Genomic DNA, 22,048 nt, shown 5'->3' on the forward strand with positions numbered 1-22,048 from the left:
CAGACGGGCCACAATGCCCCGATATGCCCAACTTGCCCTCAACACGGCAATATACGGTGCTTGCACACAGTGCACATGTCTTGTGATGCTATGACCGCTTTTGACGGATGAGTTGATGACGTGACGTGAAGGGGTGGCGTGACCGTGCCGGCCAGTACTGCGCCTCAGGTGCCGCCCCAGCAGGAATCCCAGCTGGACTCACAGCAGAGCCCGCACCGGGACCCGCTCCCGGCCCCCCACCGGGATCCACTCCCGGACCAGCACCGGGACCCCCTGCCGGACCAGCTTCCGGACCAGCACCGGGAGCCTCACCCGCAGCCCCCGCAGGACTCCACCGCCCCGCAGCAGGAATCCCACGTACCGCCCCAGCAGGAGGCCCCGGAAGAGCCCCCGGCGGCCCCGAGGCCGCAGAGCCGGGGCGCAGACACCCGGGCCCTCACCCAGGTGCTGTTCGGGCAGCTGAAGGAGCTGGAGCCGGGCACCGGGGAGCACACCCGGGTGCGCGGGGCCCTCATCGAGGCCAACCTCCCGCTCGTCCGCTACGCGGCGGCCCGGTTCCGCAGCCGCAACGAGCCGATGGAGGACGTGGTCCAGGTCGGCACGATCGGGCTCATCAACGCGATCGACCGCTTCGACCCCGACCGCGGGGTGCAGTTCCCGACCTTCGCGATGCCGACCGTCGTGGGCGAGATCAAGCGCTACTTCCGCGACAACGTCCGCACCGTCCACGTCCCGCGCCGCCTCCACGAGCTCTGGGTCCAGGTCAACGCCGCCACCGAGGACCTCACCACCCTCCACGGCCGCACCCCGACCACCCCGGAGATCGCCGAGCGGCTGCGCATCGGCGAGGACGAGGTCCTGTCCTGCATCGAGGCCGGCCGCAGCTACCACGCGACCTCCCTGGAGGCCGCCCAGGAGGGCGACGGGCTCCCGGGGCTGCTCGACCGCCTCGGCTACGAGGACCCCGAGCTGGCCGGGGTCGAACACCGCGACCTCGTCCGCCACCTCCTCGTACAACTGCCCGAGCGCGAGCAGCGGATCCTCCTCCTGCGGTACTACAACAATCTGACGCAGTCGCAGATCAGCGCCGAGCTCGGCGTCTCCCAGATGCACGTCTCCCGGCTGCTCGCCCGCAGCTTCGCCCGGCTGCGATCCGCAAACAGGATCGAGGCCTAACCGGATCGAGTGGAGATCGTTCTACGCGGTTCGGGGCAGAGCAGGATTTTTCCGTCCTAGAGCAGGCCTAACGCGTTCTGTCGCTGGAGATACATGTCGACATGGCGCTACAGCGTGTTGCCGACATGTGACATTCTGCTGGAACCGCGTTTGCCGCAGCCCCGCCTCCGGTATTCAGGTGGAGGCTGCGTTCCTCCGACGGGCGCGCAGAGAAGCGCGACCGTCCGCGACCTCAAGGGGGTGGCATGTCCGTAGACCAGGGCAGCTCACAGGTACTCACGCTCGTCAAGCAGCGTGAGGCGCCGGCAGTGTCCCACCGCTCGGAAGCCATCGACACCCGGATCGACACCCGCACCCTCTCCCGCTCCCTCTTCCACCGGCTCGCCGGCCTCGACGCGGACAGTCCCGAACGGACGTACGTACGCGACACCCTGATCGAGCTGAACCTCCCCCTGGTGCGGTACGCCGCGGCCCGCTTCCGCAGCCGCAACGAGCCGATGGAGGACATCGTCCAGGTCGGCACCATCGGCCTGATCAAGGCGATCGACCGCTTCGACTGCGAACGCGGCGTGGAGTTCCCGACGTTCGCGATGCCGACGGTCGTCGGTGAGATCAAACGGTTCTTCCGCGACACCTCCTGGTCCGTCCGCGTCCCGCGCCGGCTCCAGGAACTGCGCCTGGCCCTCACCAAGGCCAGCGACGAGCTCGCCCAGAAGCTCGACCGCTCGCCGACCGTGCCGGAGCTCGCCGCCGTGCTCGGGGTCTCGGAGGAGGACGTGGTCGACGGCCTCGCCGTCGGCAACGCCTACACCGCCTCCTCGCTCGACTCGCCCTCTCCCGAGGACGAGGGCGGCGAGGGCTCGCTCGCGGACCGGCTCGGGTACGAGGACACCGCACTGGAGGGCGTCGAGTACCGCGAGTCGCTCAAGCCCCTGCTGGCCAAACTCCCGCCCCGGGAGCGCCAGATCATCATGCTGCGCTTCTTCGCGAACATGACGCAGTCGCAGATCGGCGAGGAGGTCGGCATCTCCCAGATGCACGTCTCCCGGCTGCTCACGCGCACGCTCGCGCAGCTCCGCGTCGGCCTGATCGGCGAATAGCCGCCCCCGGCCGCCCTGTGCGGCCGGGGACAATCTCCCGCACCCGCTTCACAATTGACGATGCGTCAGCAAAACTGCCCGGATGCGAAAGCCATCGCGGTCAGCCGCCCTCCTCGCCCTGTGCTGCACGGCTGCCGCCGCCGCCCTCACCGGCTGCGGCGGCCCGGCGCGCGAAGGCTACGTGGCCGTGGGCGCGGCGGCCGCGGTCCCCGAACGGGGCGCGGGCGAGAACGTCGCGCCGCAGGGCCGGGTGGAGTTCCAGCCCCTCCCGCCGGCGACGGCGGGATCCACCGCATCCTCCGGCAGTACGTCGACCGGCACTCCGGGGTCCCAGCCACCCGGCGGCTCCGCCCCGGGCGGAGCCACGACCAGCACCCCCGGCGGCTCCGACAACCGACCCGGCACCACACCCGGTGCGATCCCTCCCACCAACGGGAGCGGCACACCCGGATCCGCCACGAGCCCCGACCCCGGATCCGGCACTGGATCCGGCCCCGGCCCCGGCACTCCGACCAAGCCGGGCGGCGGCGGCAGCACCAGCCCGGCGCCGCCTCCCGCTCCGGCCACGGCGGCGAAGCTGAGCGTCGGCACGCCTACCCGTACCGCCGCGGCGGACCGCTGGTGCGAACAGGTCACCGTGTCGTTCACCAACACCGGGGGCACCGCCGCCCGTTCGGGCACTGTCGGCTTCGCGACGCACATCATCGGCGCCCTGGGCGTCGACTGGGCCACGATCACCTCGACGCAGCCCCTGCCCGCCCCGATCGCCGCGAACACGACGAAGACGCAGACCTACACGGTCTGCGTCGAGTCCTGGCGCGTACCCCTGGGCATGCGGGTGGAGACCCAGAAGGTCACGGCCACCTGGAGCTAGCGCTCCGGCGCCGCCCGGCCCTGCTCGGCCTGCCTCAGCCCAGCGCGAGCCAGGCCACCACGCCGATCAGGAGCACCGCGCCGATACCGACGGCCACCCACACCCCGGCGCCCGGCCCCGTCTTGCGCGCCGCGCGGTTCTGCATCCGCGACCCCGGAACGGTGGGGACCGGTACCGGCTCGTCGACGAACGCCCGGAACATCTGGGTGCTGCCCGCGGGGTCGTAGTCACCCTCGGGAGCCTGTGAGTTGTGGTTCGAGTTGTGATTCGCAGCCATGCGCAGGACCCTAGCGGGTTTTCCCATTCCTTTACCGCCCCACCCCCCGATTCATTTGCCTGTAACAACCATCTGCTTCTATGGTTGCCCGAAGCAACGACATCAAGGGGGGCCGCCCGGTGAGCGCACCGACCACAACCGCCGCACCAGCCACACCCACCACCCGCTACGCGGAACTGGCCCGACAGCTCACCGGCACCGGCGCCGTCACCCGCGACCTCGCCCGGCTCCTGCCCCCCGACTGCCCGCCCGGCTCCGCGGCCGTCCTCACCGTGCTCGACCGCCACGGCGAAATGCGGCTCAGCCGCCTCACCGAGCTCATGGCCCTCGACATCTCCGTGACCAGCCGCCACGTGGCCCACGCGGCGACGCACCACTGGATCACCCGCGACACCGACCCCGGCGACGCCCGCTGCCGGATCCTGCGCCTCACCCCGGCCGGCCGCGCGCTCCTCACCGAGCTCGGCACCCGCCACACCGGAGCGCTGGAGCGGGCCCTGTCCGCCTGGACCGAAGCGGACATCGACCACCTCAACGCCCTGCTGGCCCGGCTCCGGTCGAGCTTCGCGCTTCTAGACAGCTAGACAGAAGGAAAAACATGGCCACGACCACACCCACCGGTGTGCGGGGAGGCGGCCGGTCGGAGAGCACGTCCGACAGCGCGCCCATGACCCACGCGCAGATCATGAAGGCACTCTCCGGGCTGATGCTCGGCATGTTCGTGGCGATCCTGTCCTCCACGATCGTCTCCAACGCCCTGCCCCAGATCATCAGCGACCTCGGCGGCACCCAGTCCTCGTACACCTGGGTGGTCACCGCGGCCCTGCTCTCGATGACGGCGGCGACCCCGCTGTGGGGCAAGCTCTCCGACCTCTTCAGCAAGAAGCTGCTGGTCCAGATATCCCTGGTGATCTACGTCCTCGGCTCGATGGTCGCGGGCATGTCCCAGAACACCGGGATGCTCATCGCCTGCCGCGTGGTCCAGGGCATCGGCGTCGGCGGTCTCTCCGCCCTCGCCCAGATCGTGATGGCCGCGATGATCTCCCCGCGCGAGCGCGGCCGGTACAGCGGCTACCTCGGCGCGGTCTTCGCCGTCGCCACCGTCGGCGGCCCGCTGCTCGGCGGGGTCATCACCGACACCAGCTGGCTCGGCTGGCGCTGGTGCTTCTACGTCGGCGTCCCCTTCGCGATCATCGCCCTGATCGTCCTCCAGCGCACCCTGCACCTGCCCGTCGTGCGCCGCGAGGTCAAGGTCGACTGGCTGGGCGCCTTCCTGATCAGCGGCGCCGTCTCGTCCCTGCTGATCTGGGTGACGCAGGCCGGCACCTCGTACGACTGGATCTCCTGGCAGACCGCGGCGATGACCGGCGGCGCCCTCGTCCTCGGCCTGCTCTTCCTCCTGGTCGAGTCCAGGGCGAGCGACCCGATCATTCCGCTGCGCCTCTTCCGCAACAAGACCATCAGCCTCGCCTCGGGCGCCTCGCTCTTCGTCGGCATCGCGATGTTCTCGGGCACCGTGTTTTTCAGCCAGTTCTTCCAGTTGGCCCGGGGCGAGTCCCCGACGATGTCCGGAATCCTCACGATTCCGATGATCGGCGGGCTCTTCGTCTCCTCCACGGTTTCCGGTCAGGTGATCACCAAGACCGGTAAGTGGAAGGCCTGGCTCGTCTCCGGCGGCGTGCTCCTGACGGCCGGACTCGGCCTGCTGGGCACCCTGCGCTCCGACACCGAGTACTGGCACATCGCGGTCTTCATGGTCCTGACCGGCCTCGGTCTCGGCATGATGATGCAGAACCTGGTCCTCGCCGCCCAGAACCAGGTGGCCCCCGAGGACCTGGGTGCCGCCAGCTCCGTCGTCACCTTCTTCCGCTCCCTCGGCGGCGCGATGGGCGTCTCCGCGCTCGGCGCGGTCATGGCCAACCGGGTCACCCACTACGTCCAGGACGGCCTGACCGCCCTCGGCCCGAAGGCCGCGGCCATGGGCCACGGCGGCACCGGCGGGGGCGGGATCCCCGACCTCGACAAGCTGCCCCCGCCGTTCCGCGCGGTCATCGAGTCCGCGTACGGGCACGGAGTCGGCGACGTCTTCCTCTACGCCGCCCCCACCGCGCTCCTCGCGCTGGTGCTCGTGGTGTTCATCAAGGAGGTCGCCCTGAAGTCGAAGCCGGTGGGCCACACCCCGGCGGCCGCCTCCTCCGCCCCGGAGCCGACCCCGGCGGCAACCCCGGCGCAATAGCCGAAGGCCCTACGGGGCTGCGGTCCCACGGGGCTGCGGTCCTACGGGGCTGCGGTCCTACGGGGCTGCGGGCCCGGCGGGGCTGCGGGCCCGGCGGGCACGGTGTGCGCCTCGATCCCGGCGATCAGGACGTCGAGCGCGAGGCAGAACTCCCCGTCGGGCGGCCGCCGGACCGTTGCTCCGCAGCCGTGCAGGAACTGCGAGACGGCCAGATGGGCGCCGGTCCGGACGGCGTCCGTCAGGCCGGTACCGTCCAGCAGCCGCTGCAGAGCGGCCTCGAAGGCCCGTGCGTGCGGGCCGATGTTCGGATACGCGGCGGTGAGCGGAGCCACCCACGGGTGCTCCACGAGCAGCCCCCGGTAGCCCCGGGCCAACGACCGGAGCCGGCCGGGCCAGCCCTCCCCGGGCGGCCCGGCCGACCGGTCCAGCTCGCCCAGGGCGCTGTCCAGGGCGAGTTCCAGCAGATCGTGCTTGGTGTCCACGTACCAGTACAGGGACATCGCGGTGACCCCGAGTTCGGCGGCCAGCCGCCGCATGGAGAACCGGGCCAGCCCCTCGGCGTCGAGCAGCCGCACGGTGGCCGCGGTGATCCGGTCCCGGTCGAGCCCGGAGGGTGCCTCACTGCGCCGTCTGGCGCGAACGGCGGGCCGCGCGGCCAGCCACACACTGGCCCGGCCATCGCCCGGATCGGCCGCGGTCACCATGGAGGCACCCTCCTCACGACACTGGTTCAGCCCGGAATGCCCGGTCCGCCCCCTTGATGCTAGTGCCGCGTCAGGTCCGGCGTCCCTGCGATCACGAGGTTCCGGAAGTGGGCGCCGTGAGGTCGTAGAAGGTGGCTCCGCCGACCGTGGAGGCCTTGAAGTTGGCCTGGATCCAGGTCTGGATGGCGCTGCTGGTGCCTCCGCCGGGCCCGCCTGCGCCACGGGCCGCGGTCCCGGTCTCGCCGGCGCCGGCTGCCGCGCCGCCGCCTTCGGCGCCGCTGCCGCCGATGAACCAGTGGATCTTCCCCGCCTTCACGTACTCCTTGAACTGCGCCAGGGTCGGGGACGGGTCGCTGCCGTTGAAGCCGCCGATCGCCATCACCGGTTCGCCCGAGGCCAGCTGGTAGCTCGCCGCGTTCTGCGAACCGACGGCCGCCGCCGCCCAGGTGTACTTGTCCGCGTCGGCGCGCAGCGCGGCCTTCGCCTCGGCGCTGGTCTTCGTCCCGCCGAGCAGACCGCCCATGCCGCCGCCCATCCCGCCGGGGCCGCCGCCGAACCGCTCGGAGCGCGCGCTGCCGGTGGGCCTGTTGCCCGTGGCGCCGGGGGCCTGGCCGTTGGGGGCCTGACCGTTGGGGGCCTGACCGCCGGGAGCCTGGCCGTTCGGGGCGCCGCCCCCCTGGGGCATGCCCTGCGGCGGGGTGCCCTGCTGGCCTTCGCCTCCCGGCCCGAAGCCGCGCATCCCGCCCGGACCGCCGCGGCCGCCGGCGACCGCCGGACCCGCCGTCACGATCGACCCCGTGTGCGCGGTGGTCACCGTGGTCAGGCAGTACGCGAGGGGTCCGGCCAGCGCCGCCCCCAGGGCGACGGCCGCCACACCGAGTGCGGCGCGCTTGCCCAGCCGCGCCGCGAAGGGCAGGACGAGCGCCGTGCCGAGTCCGGCGACGAGCACCGCCCAGCGCAGCCAGGACACGTATCCGGCGGAGCGCCCGAGCAGCACGAACGCCCAGTACGCCGTGACCGCGAGGGTTCCGGCCAGGGTCAGGGACGCGGCCCGGCCGCCCCGCTCCTCCCACAGGACGGCTATGCCCATGCCGATGAGCGCGGCCACGTAGGGGGCCAGGGCGACGGTGTAGTACTCGTGGAAGATGCCCTGCATGTAGCTGAAGACCAGCCCGGTGATCAGCAGCGCGCCGCCCCAGGCGAGGAAGGCCGCGCGGGCCATGCCCTCCAGCGAGTCGGTGGCCCGGCGGGCCCGCCAGGTCACGACGAGGCCCGCGACGAGCAGGATCAGGGCGGCGGGCAGCAGCCAGGAGATCTGGCCGCCGATGTTCGAGGAGAACAGCCGGTCGATGCCGGTCTCCCCCCAGCTCATGCCCCCGCCACCGCCGCCACCGGCGCGCGCGCCGCCACCGCCGACGCTGCCGGTCTCCTCGCCGTTGATCCGGCCGAGGCCGTTGTAGCCGAGGGTGAGCTCCAGGAAGGAGTTGTTCTGCGAGCCGCCGATGTACGGGCGGGAGGCCGCGGGCCACAGTTCGACGATGGCCACCCACCAGCCGCCGGCCACCACCATCGCGAGCCCGGACAGCGCCAGCTGCCCGAGTCGCCTGCGCAGCCGGGTCGGCGCGCAGACCGCGTAGAGCAGGGCGAGCGGCGGCAGGACGACGAAGGCCTGCAGGGTCTTGGTCAGGAAGGCGAAGCCGACCGCGACCCCGGCCCAGACGAGCCACTTGGTGTGCGCCCCGTCGAGGGCCCGCAGCACGCAGTACACGGTGACCGTCATCAGCAGGGTCAGCAGTGCGTCGGGGTTGTTGAAACGGAACATCAACGCGGCGACGGGCGTGAGCGCGAAGACCGCGCCGCTGATCAGTGCGGCCGCCGGACCGAACTGGCGGCGTACGGAGGCGTAGAGCACGGCGGTGGTGCCGACTCCCATCAGCGCCTGGGGCACGAGGATCTGCCAGGCACCGAGCCCGAAGAGCCGGACGGACAGCATCATCGGCCACAGGGCGGCCGGGGGCTTGTCCACGGTGATGGAGTTGCCCGCGTCGGAGGAGCCGAAGAAGAAGGCCTTCCAGCTCTCGCTGCCCGCCTGGGCGGCGGCGGAGTAGAAGGAGTTGGCGTAGCCGGAGGCTCCCAGGTCCCACAGCAGCAGGACGGCCGTGGCCAGCAGCAGGACGGCGAAGGCCGGGCGTTCCCAGCGGGGCCGGGAGAGGTCCGTCCGGGCCGCCGCCAGCGGCGGTGCGGGCGGGTGGAGCGGCAGTGCTGCCGTGGTCATCGCAGGGTGTCCTTCGTGTGGGCGGGGTTGGCGCGCCGTTCGGGGAACACCCAGGCGCGGAAGAGCAGGAAGCGCAGCACGGTGGCGGCGAGGTTGGCGGTGACCAGGACGGCCAGTTCGGTGCTGTGGGGCGGCCGGCCGCCCGCGGCCGCGAGCGCGGCGAGCGAGCCGCTGGTCAGGGCGAGCCCGATGGCGAACACCACGAGCCCCTGGGCCTGGTGGCGCACGGCCCGGTCCCGGCCCCGCACCCCGAAGGTGAGGCGGCGGTTGGCGGCGGTGTTGGCGACGGCGGAGAGGAGGAGCGCGGCCGCGTTGGCCAGCTGGGGTCCGGCGACGGTCCGGGCGGCGGAGTAGAGCAGCAGGTAGAGCAGGGTGGAGAGCACCCCGACCACGCAGAACCCCAGCAGCTGGCGGGCCAGCCCGCGCGGCACCCCCGGCAGGGCGGTGCGATCGCGCGGGTCGTCGCCGAAGGGGCGGGCGAGCCGGTCCAGCGGCAGCGCCCCGACGGCCAGCGCGCGGCCCACCCGCCAGACCCCCTTGAGGTCTTCGGCGGCGGTGCGGGCGATGTGGACGGTGGAATCGGGGTCGTCCACCCAGTCCACCGGCACCTCGTGGATCCGCAGTCCGGCCCGCTCGGCGAGGACCAGCAGCTCCGTGTCGAAGAACCAGCCGGAGTCCTCGACCAGCGGCAGCAGCCGCTCGGCGACCTCCCGGCGGATGGCCTTGAACCCGCACTGTGCATCGCTGAAGCGGGCCGAGAGCGAGGAGCGCAGGAGCAGGTTGTAGGCCCGGGAGATGAACTCCCGCTTCGCTCCCCGGACCACCCGCGAGGAGGGGGCCAGCCGGGTGCCGATGGCGAGGTCGGAGTGGCCGGAGATCAACGGGGCGACCAGCGGCAGCAGTGCGTTGAGGTCGGTGGAGAGGTCCACGTCCATGTACGCGAGCACGGGCGCCTCGGAGTCCCCCCACACCGTGCGCAGCGCGCGCCCGCGGCCCTTCTCCTCCAGCCGGGTGTTGCGCACCCCGGCGACCGAGGCGGCGAGCCAGGCCGCGACCTCGGGGGTGCGGTCGGTGCTGGCGTTGTCGGCGATGGTGATGCGGAAGGGGTACGGGAAGGTCCGGGTCAGGTGCTCGTGCAGCCTGCGTACGCAGGGCCCGAGGTCCTTCTCCTCGTTGAAGACCGGGATCACCACGTCGAGGACGGGCTCGCCCGGCACGGGTGCGAGGGGCGCCCGCACCGGGAGGGCGCCGGGAGAGGTGTCGATTGCCATGCCCCGACCCTCTCGGCCGGGGCTGTCACCCCTGTGTGCTGACCCTGTGCTCCGTCTGTGAGTCGGCGGCCGCGGGGGCGGGGACCGTGGCGGCGGGGGTGCCGGGGGCCAGCGGGAGGGTGACCTCGAAGCAGGTGTGACCCGGGGTGCTGCGGACCTCGACCCGGCCGCCGTGGGCCGAGACCACGGCTTGGACGATGGCGAGTCCCAGGCCGGTGGAGCCCGCCGACCGCGAGCGGGAGGCGTCGCCGCGGGCGAACCGCTCGAAGACGTGGGGCAGCAGGGCGGGCGGGATGCCGGGGCCGTCGTCCTCGATCCGGAGCCGGATGGTGGATGTTTCACGTGAAACGGTGGAGGGATCGCCGGGGGATGTTTCACGTGAAACACGCGCCGTGACGGTCGTCCCGGGCGGGGTGTGGGTACGGGCGTTGGCCAGCAGGTTCACCAGGACCTGCTGGATCCGCGCCGGGTCGCCGTGCACGGGGGCGGGCTCGTCGGGCAGTTCCAGGCGCCAGTGGTGGTCGGGTCCGGCGGCACGGGCATCGCTGACGGCGTCCACGACGAGCGGAGCCAGGTCCGTGTCGTCGGTGGACAGCGGGCGGCCCGCGTCGAGCCGGGCCAGCAGCAGCAGGTCTTCGACCAGGCCGGTCATCCGGGTGGCTTCGGACTCGATCCGGCCGAGGGCGTGCCGGGTGTCGGGACCGGGCTCCTCCCGGCCCCGGCGGGTCAGTTCGGCGTAGCCGCGGATCGAGGCGAGCGGGGTGCGCAGCTCGTGGCTGGCGTCGGCGACGAACTGCCGGACCTGGGTCTCGCTCTGCTGGCGGGCGGTGAGAGCGGAGGAGACGTGGCCCAGCATCCGGTTGATGGCCGCACCGACCTGCCCGACCTCGGTACGGGGATCGGCCTCCGCGTCGGGGACCCGTTCGTGGAGGGCGGGCTCTCCGCTGTGCAGGGGGAGCTCGGAGACCCGGGTGGCGGTGGCGGCCACCCGGCGCAGCGGGCGCAGGGCGACGCCGACCAGGGCCTGCCCGGCGAGGGAGGCCGCGATCAGGCCGGCGAGGGTCACGCAGACCTCGACCGCGATCAGGGTGCTCACCGTGGAGTCGACCTCGGTGAGCGGGAAGCCGAGCACGAGGTTCCCGTCGGGCGCGGCCAGCACGCGGTAGCCGCCGAGCTCGGGCAGGTGCAGTTCCACCGGGCCGGAACGGCCGTGGGCCGCCTTGCGTGCGACCTCCGCGAGAACCGAGATCTGGGAATCGCTCAGGATCGGATGGCTGTCGATCCCGGCTCCGCCGACGGCGGCGCTACGGTCGCTGCGGGCACTGCCGAGGACCTTCCCGGAGGGATCGAGGCGGATCCCGACCGTGTTCAGCGGGGAGCCCGGTGCCAGGACCAGGCCGAGGCCGCCCTCGCGGTTGAGTTTGCCCGCGTTGGGGCGGCTCGCCATCTCCACGGAGACGCTGAGCTGTTCGTCCACCTTGTCGACCAGGTACGAGCGCAGGGCGAGGGTGGTGATGGTGCTGATGGCCGCGCCGACGACGGCGATCAGGGCCACCGCCGAAACGACCAGCCGGGTCCGCAGGGACCAGGGCCGACGGCCGTTCCCGCACGGTCCGGGCCATCGGAGCCATCGGGGCCGTCCTGGCAGCCGGAGGGCCACTACTCGGCCGGCTTGATCAGGTAGCCGGCGCCGCGCCGGGTGTGGATCATCGGCGGCCGGCCGGTGCCGCTCTCCAGCTTGCGCCGCAGGTAGGAGATGTACAGCTCGACGACGTTGGCCTGGCCGCCGAAGTCGTACGACCACACGCGGTCCAGGATCTGCGCCTTGCTCAGCACCCGGCGCGGGTTGCGCATCAGGTAGCGCAGCAGCTCGAACTCGGTCGCGGTCAGGTGGACTTCCTGCCCGTCCCGGGTCACCTCGTGGCTGTCCTCGTCCAGGCGGAGGTCGCCCACCTCCAGGACCGAACCGCCGCGCGCGGCCTGCGCCGCGCCGGAGCGGCGCACCAGGCCGCGCAGCCGGGCCACGACCTCTTCCAGGCTGAACGGCTTGGTGACGTAGTCGTCGCCGCCCGCCGTGAGGCCCGCGATGCGGTCCTCGACCGAGTCCTTCGCGGTCAGGAAGAGCACCGGCACATGGGGGAGCTCCCGGCGCAGCCGGCCGAGGACGGCCAGCCCGTCCATGTCGGGAAGCATGATGTCGAGGAGGACCACGTCCGGCCTGAACTCCCGTGCCGCGCGCACCGCGCTCGCCCCGTCCCCCGCACTGCGTACCTCGCAGCCCTCGTAGCGCAGGGCCATGGAGAGCAGTTCGGACAGGGCGGCCTCGTCGTCCACGACGAGGACCCGGCACGGGCGGCCGTCGGGCCGGACGAGAGCCGTGGGGTTGCTGGTGGACGTGGACGCGTGGGAGGTGGTCGTCGCAGTCATGCGTACACGCTGTCCGGCGCCCCTGAAAACGTTCTTGCCTGAACCTGTGAATTGCCTGAGAAACCCCTCCCGCGCCTCAGACCAGGCCGAAGAGCCCGGCGCCGTTGTCGTGGCAGACGGCACGCAGCCAGCCGTCCCCGAGCCCGAGCCGTTCAAGTGCGAAGAGCTGGTGCTCGTAGGGGTAGGGGATGTTCGGGAAGTCGGTGCCCAGCAGGATCCGCCCGCCGAGGTCCGCGAGCCGGCCCCGGTCCTGCGGCGGGAACCCGCTGAACTGCTCGGAGAAGTCGGTGAAGGCCATGGTCGTGTCGAGCCTGACCTCCGTGTACCGGTCGGCGAGGTCGAGGAAGTCGGCGTACTCGGGCATCCCCATGTGCGCGATGACCAGTGGCAGCCGGGGGTGCCGGGCCAGCAGCCGGGCGATCGGCTCGGGTCCGGTGTACTTGCCCGGTACGGGCCCCGAACCGCAGTGGATCACGATCGGGATCCCCGCCTCGGCCAGTAGCCCCCAGACCGGGTCGAGCCGGTCGTCGGTGGGGTCGTAGCCGCCCACCTGGAGGTGCGCCTTGAAGATCCGGGCCCCTGCCTCGACGGCCTGGCGGACGTACGCCGTCACCCCCTCCTCCGGGAAGAAGGTGGCCGTGTGCAGGCAGTCGGGGGTGCGGGCGGCGAACTCCGCGGACCAGGAGTTGAGCCAGGCGGCCATGGCCGGCTTGTGCGGGTAGAGCATGGAGGTGAAGGCCCGGACCCCGAACTCCCGCAGCAGGGCCACCCGCTGCTCCTCCTCGTGCCGGTAGGTGATGGGCCACTCGACGCCGGTCAGCGGACCGACCGCGTCGAAGTAGTCCCAGACCTTGTCCAGGACCCGCTCGGGCATGAAGTGGGTGTGTACGTCGACCAGTCCGGGCACCCCGAGCCGCTCCCGGAAGGCGCGGACGGCCTCAGCTGTCTTCACGGACAAAACCGTGGCTCCGCTCTACGGTCGCGATGTGCAGGGTGTAGCTCTCGTACCAGTCGGAGCGGCCCTGGCGCATGGCCGCCTGGTGCTCCAGGTCCCGGCGCCAGGCGCCGAGGGACTCGTGGTCGCGGAAGTAGCCGACCGTGATGCCGAGTCCGCCGGGGGTGTGCGCCGACTCGTAGCCCAGGAAGCCCGGGTTGGCGGCGACCAGCTCGTTCATCCGGTCGAGGGTCTCGGGGTATCCGCTGTCGTCAGCGGTCCGCACGCTCGTGAAAACGCTCATGACATAAGGCGGTTCGAACGCCCGCACAGGCTGGATGGTCATGTCCACCACCCTCTGCGGACCGGCCCCGGCATGTCCACCGCAAACCGGCGCCGGAGCCCAAAGGGATCCAAGTTTTGACCTTGGAACCGAAGCCCGCGAAGGTCGGTCCGGCCTCCTCAGAACAACCCGTCCTGCTCGGCGGGCACGGCCGGTGCGACCGGCGGGATCCCGGCCACGGGCACGTCGGTGGCGCTTCCCTCCGCAGGAGCCGCCAACTCCCAGCCCGCGAGCAGCCGGGTGTCCACGACCAGCCCGTCGGCGAAGTGCAGGTCGGGTCCGGCCGCACCGACGAGCCGCCCGGAGACGGTCCCGCCGGGCACCATCTCAGTGACCACCCGGGCGGGTGCGGGCAGCGCGGCGATCCCGAACGCCTCCACGTGATCGACCACTTCGCACCCCACCCGCTCCAGCGACTCGGGCCACCCCTCCAGCGCGGCAGCGCGCACGTGCAGAGCGGCGACCTCCGCCGCCCTCTCCGGGCCCGGCGGCAGGTGGCCCCGGACGGCCCGCTTGCGGGCGTAGGCGATCCGGTCGGGCACCCCGAGGGCGGCCCGGAGCAGCTCCTCCGTGCGCCGGGTGGCCATCAGCGGTCCTCGGCCCAGCCAGGCCCAGGTCACCGCCCCCTGCTCCAGCAGTCGGGCGGATCCCCGCTCCTCGGCGGTGATGCCGACCTTGACCAGGCCCGGCCCGAACCAGGCGAGGTACACCCGGTAGGTGCGCGGATCGGCGGCGTTGGTGTCCGCCGCCACCGAGAACGACCGGTCCAGCCGGGCGCACTCGGGGCACTGCGCGTTCCCGGCCGGGCCCGGCACGGTCCGCGCCGTCGGGCAGGGCGTCCGCCGCCCGGCCCGCCGGACACCGAGGCACCGGCGCTCACCGCGCGCGGCGAAGGCGAGCGGCTGCCCGTACGCGAGGGGGCTGTTCCGCTCCCCCCGACCCGGCCCCTGCCCGTACCAGCCGATGGCGGGCCGGCCGTCGATCCACCGGATCCCGGTGCACCACCAGGTCACAGCGGGAGGGGCCGCTCGAAGAAGGTCTCCAGGACGACGGTGGCCTGTGTCCCGCTCACTCCGTCGATGGCGTAGAGGCGGCGCAGCACGTCCTGCAGCTGATCGGTGGTGGCCGTTCTGACCTTGACCATGACGGAGGCGCTGCCTGCGATCACGTGCGCCTCCTGGATCTCGGCGATGGCCTCGAAGGCGGGCCGCGAGTCACCCATCCAGGCGGTGGAGTCGACCATCACGTAGGCGAGCACCCCGCTGCCGACCGCCGCAGGATCCACATCCACCGTCGTCCGCCGGATGACCCCGCGCTCACGCAGTTTGCGGACCCGTTCATGAGCCGCCCCGGCGGAGAGGCCCACGGCCTCACCCAGCGCGGCGTAGGACTGGGTGGCCTCCTGCTGGAGTTGCGCCAGCAGGGCCCGATCAATGTGATCCACGACTCTCCATTCGAATTACCCTTGCCTCAACAGTATCTGATCTTCCAATCTTCACTCCAAGCCGAAGCAGATTCGGCACCAAGGGGGAGAGTCGGTATGGCCAGCAAGCGCCCCGCGCTGTACGAGATGCTCGACGACCGCTTCCGTACCGGTCGGTGCATGAACGGTGATGACGGCCTGGAGGTTCTTTACACCGGCTGCCGCTGGGCCGAGGGGCCCGTCTACCTCCCCGCCTGGCGGCAGTTGATCTGGAGCGACATCCCCAATGACCGGATGCTGCGCTGGGACGAGGAGACCGGCGCCGTCAGCGTCTTCCGCCGCTCAGCCGGACACACCAACGGCAACACCCTCGACCGCGAGGCCCGGCTGATCACCTGCGAGCAGGGCAACCGCCGGGTCACACGGACGGAGCACGACGGCACCGTCACCGTGCTGGCCGACCGCTGGCAGGGCAAGCGGCTCAACAGCCCGAACGACGCGGCCGTCAGGTCCGACGGCTCCATCTGGTTCTCCGACCCGGACTTCGGCATCACCAGCGACTACGAGGGCCATCGCGCACAGAGCGAGATCGGCTCCAACAACGTCTACCGCATCGATCCCGCCACCGGTGAAGTACGCCTGGTCGCCGACTGCTTCGGCGCCCCGAACGGACTCGTCTTCTCGAACGACGAGACGCGGCTCTTCGTCTCCGACACCCGGGAGGGCGCCATCCGGGTCTTCGACGTACGCGATGACGGCACACTCTCCGACGGCGAGATCTTCGCCCGGACAGGGGACCGCGAAGCCGCGCGCTTCGACAATCTCCGCTTCGACGAGGACGGCCGGCTCTGGGCGGCTGCCATGGACGACGGAATCCACTGCTACGACCCCGACGGCACCCTGATCGGACGGCTCAACATCCCCGAGACGGTCGCCAACATCACCTGGGGCGGCGCCAAGCGCAACCGCCTCTTCATCACCGCGGAGACCAGCCTCTATTCGGTGGTCATGGGCGTCACCGGCACCCACCCGGCCGGACCGGGCCGCAGGCCCTGGCTGGACCCGGAAACCCGGTGAGCCCGCGGGCTGTGCCGCGGCGGCAGTCCTCCTCCGCGCGGCGCAGCCCGCCCGCCCAGGCCTAGCGGGCGACGAACTGCGTCAGGATCGCCTGGACCTCGTAGATGTCGACGCCCTTGGTGAAGGTCTTGGATATCGGCGCCGAGCTGCCGGAGAGCCATATCTTCAGCTCCGCGTCCAGATCGAAGTGGCCGGCGGTCTCCACCGAGAAGTGCGTGATGCTCCGGTACGGGATGGAGTGGTACTCCACCTTCTTCCCCGTGAGCCCCTGCTTGTCGATGAGCACGAGCCGCCGGTCGGTGAACAGGATCGTGTCGCGGATCAGCAGATACGCCGCGTGCACCTGCTCCCCCTGCCCGAGCAGCCGCGCGTAATCGCGGTGCGCCGACGCCGGGTCCACAGCGTGCGCGTTTCCAAACAGTCCCATGAGAGTCCCCCCGCTTGCCTGGTGAATCGATCTCCAAGAACCGTATCCGGACCCCTCACCACCCAGCGTCCCCCGGCAGAGCCATCTCACCCCGTAGCTCTCCCGAGCCAGCTCTCATCCGCAAGGAGGAGGGAAACGCAAGAGGCCCCCCGGTGAACCGGGGGGCCTCTTGGGCTGTGCACTCGGCAGGATTCGAACCTGCAACCTTCTGATCCGTAGTCAGATGCTCTATCCGTTAAGCTACGAGTGCTTGGCTGGCCGGGGTTTTGCGCCCCGTTGGCCTTGCGAGAACAACAATACATGGACCTCGCCGGGACGCGAAATCCATTAGCCCCACCCGCTCTGACCTGCAGAAACGGGCTGGAAGAAGATCATCCGCTTGGGTGCGTGACGCGCCCCGGCCAGGCCGGAACGCCCCGCGTCGGCCCCGATCCGGGCACCGGACCCGAAGACCGCGCCCGGACCCGGAAAGCACCGAAGCCCCGGTCCGCAAGGACCGGGGCTTCGTGAAGTGCGGAGGCGGAGGGATTTGAACCCTCGATGGGGGGTAAGCCCCAAACCGCATTAGCAGTGCGGCGCCATAGACCGGACTAGGCGACGCCTCCAGCACACCCTCGCGTACGAAGGTGCGTGCAGATGATGACACAGGCCAGGGGCCCGTCACCAATCCGGTCCCACGGTACAAGGAGCGCGGCCCGAAGGGCAAAGCCTTAAGCCCTCTCCGTGCGCCCTCTCTGTGCGCCTTCTCCGCGCGCCCTCTCCGGTCGCCTTCTGCGCGAGTCTGCTTCCCTCGCCTTCTCCGGGCGGAACGTCGGGGCCCGCCCGTCGTTGGTCAGCCGTACGACGTACGGACGACCTGGAGTGCCCCATGCTGCGTCTCGCCGCTTTCGCCGTCACCTCCGCCCTGGCCGCCGCGGCGGTGGGCCCACTGCCCCCACTGCCACCCCTCGGGCGGCTGCTGGCGGCCCCCGACCGGCTCACCATCTCCGTCGCCGACACCGGCAACCCCCGGGCGGACGGCCAGTACCGGCTGGAGTGCAACCCGGTCGCCGGGAACCACCCCCAGGCCGAAGAGGCCTGCGCCCGCCTCGAAGACCTCGCACGCGAGGGGAAGGACCCCTTCGCCCCCGAGGCCAAACGGCAGCTCTGCACCATGCAGAGCGGCGGCCCCGCCACCGCCCGGATCACCGGAACCTGGCACGGCCGCAAAGTGGACTCCCAGTTCCGCCGGACGAACGGATGTGAGATCAGCCGTTGGAACGAGTTGGAACCTGTGCTTCCGCGTGGGCGTTCCTGACCTGGGAGGATGTGACGGTCAAGCGGGATCCACGGCACATCAGCCCTCTCACCGGCGGCCCGTGCCCTTAGACTCCTCCCGTGACATGCCGGTAGTTGTGGTCAGGGAGGAAGCTCGTCGTGAGCAGCAGGCCATCCCGAGGCGCTGCTCGCCTCGCAGCAATACTCGACGCTCTTCCGGACGCGCTGTTGCTCGTCAACGCCAACGGCACGGTCGTCAACGCGAATTCGATCGCCCTTGAGGTCATGGAGAGCCCCGGTACCGGGCTCGTCGGCCGCGGCGTGCTCGACCTCCTGCCCGAGTTCGACTCCAAGCTGATCCCCGGCTCCATGCGCCGGCCCGGCGAGGACGAGGGCGGCCGTGCCCGTCCGAAGCGGATGGTCGCGCGCCGCACCGACGGCAGCGAGTTCCCCGTGGAGGTCACCGCCGCCCATCTGGACGGCCGTGACGCCTACCGCGAGCCGCAGCCTTCGTACACCGGCGACGAGCTGCTGATGCTCGTCGTACGGGACCTCTCGCAGACCGTGGACACCGAGGCCGAGCTGGCCCGCTCCCAGCGCCAGACCGAGATGATCCTGCGGGCCGCCGCCGAGGGCGTCGTCGGCACGGACACCGACGGACGGGTCGTCCTGGTCAATCCGGCCGCGGCCCAGATCCTCGGCTACCGCGCCACCGACCTCGGCAACCGCGAGCTGCACGGGCTGGTCCAGCACTCGCGCGCCGACGGCTCGCCGTTCCCCTTCGAGGAGTCCCCGCTCGCCGACACGCTGCGCAGCGGGCGCAAGCACCGGGTACGCGGCCAGGTGCTGTGGAACAAGACCGGCCAGCCGGTCGCCGTGGATATGACCACCTCCCCCGTACGGGACGGGGAGCAGCTCGTCGGCGCCGTCATGACCTTCACCGACCGGCGTTCCTACGACGCGCTGGCCGCGCGCCACGCCCAGTTGCTGGCCGTCCTCGGCGACTCCCTGCGCGGCCCCCTGGAGGAACTGCGCGGGGAGCTGGCCACGCTGGCCGCCGACGACGCGGGACAGCTGTGGCCCGAGGCCAACCAGCTCCTGCACCACCTGGCCGCCGGCTACTCCCGGATGACCACGCTGGTCGACAACGTGCTCGGCTTCCAGCGCCTCGACGCGGGCACCGACAGGCTCGCCAAGAAGAAGGTGCTGATCGACGGGGTCGTCGCGGCCGGCGTCGACGGCGCCACCGAGCTGATCGGCCCCGGGCGGGCCCAGTTCGCCGTGCACGCCCCGACCATCGAGGCCGAGGTGGACGCGGAGCGGATCGCGACCGCCCTCGCGCACCTGATCGCGGACGTCGCCGGGGTGGACGCCACGGGCAAGACCCGCCAGGGCAGTGGCTACATGGACTCGACGATCGTCGTGGCCGCCGCGCAGCGCGGCGAGGTCGTACGGATCGAGGTGCGCGGCCCGTACGAGGGTGGCAACCCGGTGCACGAGCCGGTCGTACGGGGCATCGTGGCCGCGCACGGTGGTGTGCTGCAGACGGTGGAGGTGCCGGGCGCGCCCGGCGGGGCGTACGTGCTGGAGCTTCCGCTGGGCGCGGGGGCCGGGATGGTCACCCTGCCCGAGCCCGAGAAGCCCGCCGCGCAGGAGCCCGGGGCCGAAGGCGGCCCCGCCAAGATCTCCGGCGGCCGCCGGGCCCGGCGCGGCGTGGACTCCTTCCTGGACGATGCCGATTCCGACGCCTCCACGGGTACGGGCGCGGGTACGCGTCCGGACGCCGCCGGAGACCGGCCGAAGGCCGTGGGCCAGGCGGCCGCAGCCGGTGGTGGGAGCGCACTCGCGCTGCCGTCCGGGCGGCGCCGGGGCGGCGAGGCCCAGCCGGGCGACGGCGGTCCCGCCGAGCTCGCGCAGTCCCCGGTGAACCCGGCGGGCCTGGGTGGTGGCGCGAGCGGCACCGGAGGCAACACCGGAACCGGGCGGCGCCGCGGCCAGAACGGCGACGGCGGAAACGACGAGGGCAGCGGCGGTCACGGCGACGGCGGCCCCGGACGGCCCGTACCCCCGCAGGGCACCTCCGTGCCCGCGCTCCCGCCGATGCCGGTGGGTCCCATGCCGGTGCCTCCGATTCCGCTGGCTCCTGTCCCGCTGACCGAGCATCCCGCCGGGCGGCGGCGTGCCCTGGGCCCCGCGGGAGCGCAGCAGCCCGGTGGTCCGGTGCCGGCGACCGGGCTCCGCCCGACGCCCGCACCCTCGGCCTCGCCCTCTGCCTCGCCGGTCGCTCCGGCTGCCGCTCGGCCCATCGCCCCCGAGGGCGGTTTCGCGCTGCCCGCCGGCCCGTCCGCAGCCCCGGCCCCGGAGCCCCCGCAGGCTCCGCAGGCCCCCGCCATGGCCGGCTCCCGCCCCGTTCCCGCCGAGGCCGAGGGCGAAGCCCCGGGCGGGCGTCGTGGACGCCGGGTACTGGGTGCGCCCCCCGCCGAGCCCGCGGCTCCCGCCGGGCAGCCGGACGCGGGCGCGCAGGGCCCCGTAGACCCCGAAACGCATCCGACCGGGCGGCGCCGTGCGCTGCCGGCCACCCCGGCCTGGCCGGTGCCGGCGGCCCGTACCGCCCCCGAGGACGAAGCCGAGGCCGGGCAGATCGCCGTGCCCGGAGCCCGACAGCCGCAGGACACCCCGGCGGAAGCCGCCGGAAACCCGATCAGCGTCCGTGCGCTGGGCACCCTCGGCCAGGGCCTCTCGACCGACACGAACGGCTCCGGCCGCCGGCGTCGGCTCGCGGAGCCCGCACCCCAGGGCCGGGCCTTCGCCATAGGAGCCCCCGAGGCCGGTTCCGACGAGGGTCCCGAGCCGCTGGACGGCCCCGGTGGCGCCGTCGAGGTGGTCAACCGGCCCGTACCGCGCCCCGTGGACGACGAACTGCCCCCCGAGCCGCTGGACAACCCGCGCCGACTCCTCGTCTGGCCCGCCCCCGATGTGCAGACGCAGCAGGCCCTCAGCGACCGCGGCTACCGTCCGGTGATCGTGCACTCCCGCGAGGAGGTGGACGCGCAGATCGCCGCGTTCCCCGCCGCGCTGTTCGTGGACCCGCTGACCGGGCCGATCACCCGGACCGCCCTCCAGTCGCTGCGCCAGGCCGCGGTGGCCGCCGAGGTTCCCGTACTGGTCACGGCCGGGCTGGGGCACGCCACGCGCGAAGCCGCGTACGGCGCCGATCCGGCCGTGCTGCTCAAGGCGCTCGCGCCCCGCGACAGCGAGCAGCACCCCTCCCGGGTGCTGCTGATCGAGGAGCACGACGAGATCGCCACCGCGCTGACCGCCGCCCTGGAGCGGCGCGGCATGCAGGTCGCGCGGGCCGACGCCGATACGGACGCCGTGGAACTGGCCACGCGGATGCGGCCCAACCTGGTGGTGATGGACCTGATGCAGGTGCGCCGCCGCCGGGCCGGGATCGTGGACTGGCTGCGCGCCAACGGGCAGCTGAACCACACCCCGCTGGTCGTCTACACGACCACCGGGATCGACCCGGCCGAACTGCCGCGGCTGGCCTCGGGCGAGAGCGTGCTCTTCCTCGCCGAGCGGTCCACCACGGCGGACGTGCAGGGCCGCATCGTGGACCTGCTGGCCAAGATCGGCACCAACTAGCCATCCTGGCCGCATGGCCATCATCGACACGAGCGAGCACACCGTCCCCGCCGACAACGGGGAGGTCAGCCTGCTCATAGCCCGGCAGGTGGACCCGGGCCACGAGGAGAACTTCGAGGCCTGGGCCCACGGGATCCTGGAGACGGCCGCGGCCTTCCCCGACCACCTCGGGTACGGGCTGTTCCGCCCGGCCGTGGAGGGCGGGCCCTGGTTCCTGGTGCACCGCTTCCGCAACCAGGCGGCCTTCCAGCGGTGGCAGGACTCCGCCGAGCGGGCCGCGTGGTTCTCGAACTGCCTGGGTCACCACCACACCGAGATAGCCCGGCGCGAACTGCACGGCATGGAGACCTGGTTCGCCAAGCCGGGTACGGCCCGGCCGGCGCCCCCGCGGTGGAAGATGGCGATCAGCTCGGGGCTGGCCATCTTCCCGATCTCGCTCGCGGGCAACCTGCTGCTCGGTCCGTTGCTGGTGGATCTGCACATCGTGCTGCGGACGGCCGCCTTCACCGTCGTCTTCAGCTCCCTGATGACCTACGTGGCCATGCCCGCCGTCAGCAAGCTGCTGCGGCCATGGCTCACGCGGGTTCAGTAGCCCCCGGCCG

The 22,048-nt window shown here is 72.2% G+C and carries 20 protein-coding genes and 2 tRNA genes; 9 read left to right on the forward strand and 13 right to left on the reverse strand.

Going from position 1 to position 22,048, the window contains the following annotated elements:
- Positions 1-273: 273 nt before the first annotated feature.
- From OHU74_RS17355 to OHU74_RS17365, 3 genes are all read left to right on the forward strand, one after another.
- Positions 274-1,176: an RNA polymerase sigma factor SigF gene (locus OHU74_RS17355; RefSeq protein WP_371619719.1), complete on the forward strand. Its 903-nt coding sequence runs from the start codon at positions 274-276 to the stop codon at positions 1,174-1,176.
- A 245-nt stretch (positions 1,177-1,421) separates the two neighbouring features.
- Complete coding sequence (locus tag OHU74_RS17360; RefSeq protein ID WP_330297330.1) at positions 1,422-2,276, forward strand: RNA polymerase sigma factor SigF; 855 nt, start codon at positions 1,422-1,424, stop codon at positions 2,274-2,276.
- Positions 2,277-2,358: 82 nt separating this feature from the next.
- Complete coding sequence (locus OHU74_RS17365) at positions 2,359-3,150, forward strand: hypothetical protein (RefSeq protein ID WP_371616740.1); 792 nt, start codon at positions 2,359-2,361, stop codon at positions 3,148-3,150.
- A gap of 34 nt (positions 3,151-3,184) precedes the next feature.
- Here OHU74_RS17365 and OHU74_RS17370 read toward each other — a convergent pair whose 3' ends face one another.
- Positions 3,185-3,427, reverse strand: a complete 243-nt coding sequence (locus OHU74_RS17370) for a hypothetical protein (RefSeq protein WP_371616741.1) — start codon at positions 3,425-3,427, stop codon at positions 3,185-3,187.
- A 119-nt stretch (positions 3,428-3,546) separates the two neighbouring features.
- Here OHU74_RS17370 and OHU74_RS17375 point away from each other — a divergent pair, with 119 nt between their 5' ends.
- A complete protein-coding gene (locus tag OHU74_RS17375; RefSeq protein WP_371616742.1) occupies positions 3,547-4,011 on the forward strand; it encodes a MarR family winged helix-turn-helix transcriptional regulator in 465 nt (154 codons plus the stop codon).
- A gap of 14 nt (positions 4,012-4,025) precedes the next feature.
- Positions 4,026-5,663, forward strand: coding sequence for an MDR family MFS transporter (locus tag OHU74_RS17380; RefSeq protein WP_371616743.1), 1,638 nt, complete (start codon positions 4,026-4,028; stop codon positions 5,661-5,663).
- A 41-nt stretch (positions 5,664-5,704) separates the two neighbouring features.
- On the opposite strand, the gene OHU74_RS17385 is transcribed toward OHU74_RS17380, so the two are convergent.
- The 9 genes from OHU74_RS17385 to OHU74_RS17425 all read right to left on the reverse strand — a co-directional run bounded on the left by OHU74_RS17385 (position 5,705) and on the right by OHU74_RS17425 (position 15,061).
- Positions 5,705-6,367, reverse strand: a complete 663-nt coding sequence (locus OHU74_RS17385) for a TetR/AcrR family transcriptional regulator (RefSeq protein WP_371616744.1) — start codon at positions 6,365-6,367, stop codon at positions 5,705-5,707.
- Between the two features lie 91 nt (positions 6,368-6,458).
- Entirely contained in the window at positions 6,459-8,642 is a 2,184-nt protein-coding gene (locus OHU74_RS17390) for a glycosyltransferase family 39 protein (protein ID WP_371616745.1), read from the reverse strand.
- A complete protein-coding gene (locus OHU74_RS17395) occupies positions 8,639-9,913 on the reverse strand; it encodes a glycosyltransferase (protein WP_371616746.1) in 1,275 nt (424 codons plus the stop codon). The genes OHU74_RS17390 and OHU74_RS17395 overlap by 4 nt, the downstream gene beginning before the upstream one ends.
- A gap of 25 nt (positions 9,914-9,938) precedes the next feature.
- Positions 9,939-11,468 (reverse strand): sensor histidine kinase, encoded by a 1,530-nt coding sequence (locus OHU74_RS17400; RefSeq protein ID WP_371616747.1) that lies wholly within the window; start codon positions 11,466-11,468, stop codon positions 9,939-9,941.
- A 104-nt stretch (positions 11,469-11,572) separates the two neighbouring features.
- A complete protein-coding gene (locus OHU74_RS17405; RefSeq protein ID WP_371616748.1) occupies positions 11,573-12,340 on the reverse strand; it encodes a response regulator transcription factor in 768 nt (255 codons plus the stop codon).
- Between the two features lie 76 nt (positions 12,341-12,416).
- Entirely contained in the window at positions 12,417-13,298 is an 882-nt protein-coding gene (locus OHU74_RS17410; protein WP_371616749.1) for an amidohydrolase family protein, read from the reverse strand.
- Positions 13,279-13,620, reverse strand: a complete 342-nt coding sequence (locus OHU74_RS17415) for an antibiotic biosynthesis monooxygenase (RefSeq protein ID WP_371616750.1) — start codon at positions 13,618-13,620, stop codon at positions 13,279-13,281. Before OHU74_RS17415 ends, OHU74_RS17410 begins: the two co-directional genes overlap by 20 nt.
- 116 nt (positions 13,621-13,736) lie before the next feature.
- On the reverse strand, positions 13,737-14,630 hold the full coding sequence (locus OHU74_RS17420) for a DUF2797 domain-containing protein (RefSeq protein ID WP_371616751.1): 894 nt from the start codon (positions 14,628-14,630) through the stop codon (positions 13,737-13,739).
- Positions 14,627-15,061 (reverse strand): Lrp/AsnC family transcriptional regulator, encoded by a 435-nt coding sequence (locus OHU74_RS17425; protein ID WP_371616752.1) that lies wholly within the window; start codon positions 15,059-15,061, stop codon positions 14,627-14,629. Before OHU74_RS17425 ends, OHU74_RS17420 begins: the two co-directional genes overlap by 4 nt.
- A 96-nt stretch (positions 15,062-15,157) precedes the next feature.
- Between OHU74_RS17425 and OHU74_RS17430 the strand changes: the two genes are divergently transcribed.
- Positions 15,158-16,117: an SMP-30/gluconolactonase/LRE family protein gene (locus OHU74_RS17430; RefSeq protein ID WP_371616753.1), complete on the forward strand. Its 960-nt coding sequence runs from the start codon at positions 15,158-15,160 to the stop codon at positions 16,115-16,117.
- Positions 16,118-16,178: 61 nt separating this feature from the next.
- Here OHU74_RS17430 and OHU74_RS17435 read toward each other — a convergent pair whose 3' ends face one another.
- The 3 genes from OHU74_RS17435 to OHU74_RS17445 all read right to left on the reverse strand — a co-directional run bounded on the left by OHU74_RS17435 (position 16,179) and on the right by OHU74_RS17445 (position 17,149).
- Positions 16,179-16,544, reverse strand: a complete 366-nt coding sequence (locus OHU74_RS17435; protein WP_371616754.1) for a PH domain-containing protein — start codon at positions 16,542-16,544, stop codon at positions 16,179-16,181.
- A gap of 177 nt (positions 16,545-16,721) precedes the next feature.
- Positions 16,722-16,794 (reverse strand) — tRNA-Arg (locus OHU74_RS17440).
- Positions 16,795-17,058: 264 nt separating this feature from the next.
- Positions 17,059-17,149, reverse strand: a tRNA-Ser gene (locus OHU74_RS17445).
- 263 nt (positions 17,150-17,412) lie between these two features.
- Here OHU74_RS17445 and OHU74_RS17450 point away from each other — a divergent pair.
- The 3 genes from OHU74_RS17450 (at position 17,413) to OHU74_RS17460 (ending at position 22,038) form a co-directional block, all read left to right on the forward strand.
- Entirely contained in the window at positions 17,413-17,841 is a 429-nt protein-coding gene (locus OHU74_RS17450) for an SSI family serine proteinase inhibitor (protein ID WP_371616755.1), read from the forward strand.
- 119 nt (positions 17,842-17,960) lie between these two features.
- Positions 17,961-21,446: a PAS domain-containing protein gene (locus tag OHU74_RS17455; protein ID WP_371616756.1), complete on the forward strand. Its 3,486-nt coding sequence runs from the start codon at positions 17,961-17,963 to the stop codon at positions 21,444-21,446.
- Between the two features lie 13 nt (positions 21,447-21,459).
- On the forward strand, positions 21,460-22,038 hold the full coding sequence (locus OHU74_RS17460) for an antibiotic biosynthesis monooxygenase (protein ID WP_371616757.1): 579 nt from the start codon (positions 21,460-21,462) through the stop codon (positions 22,036-22,038).
- The last annotated feature ends 10 nt before the right edge of the window (positions 22,039-22,048 follow it).

The sequence above is a fragment of the Streptomyces sp. NBC_00454 genome (genome assembly GCF_041434015.1).
Lineage (GTDB): Bacteria > Actinomycetota > Actinomycetes > Streptomycetales > Streptomycetaceae > Streptomyces.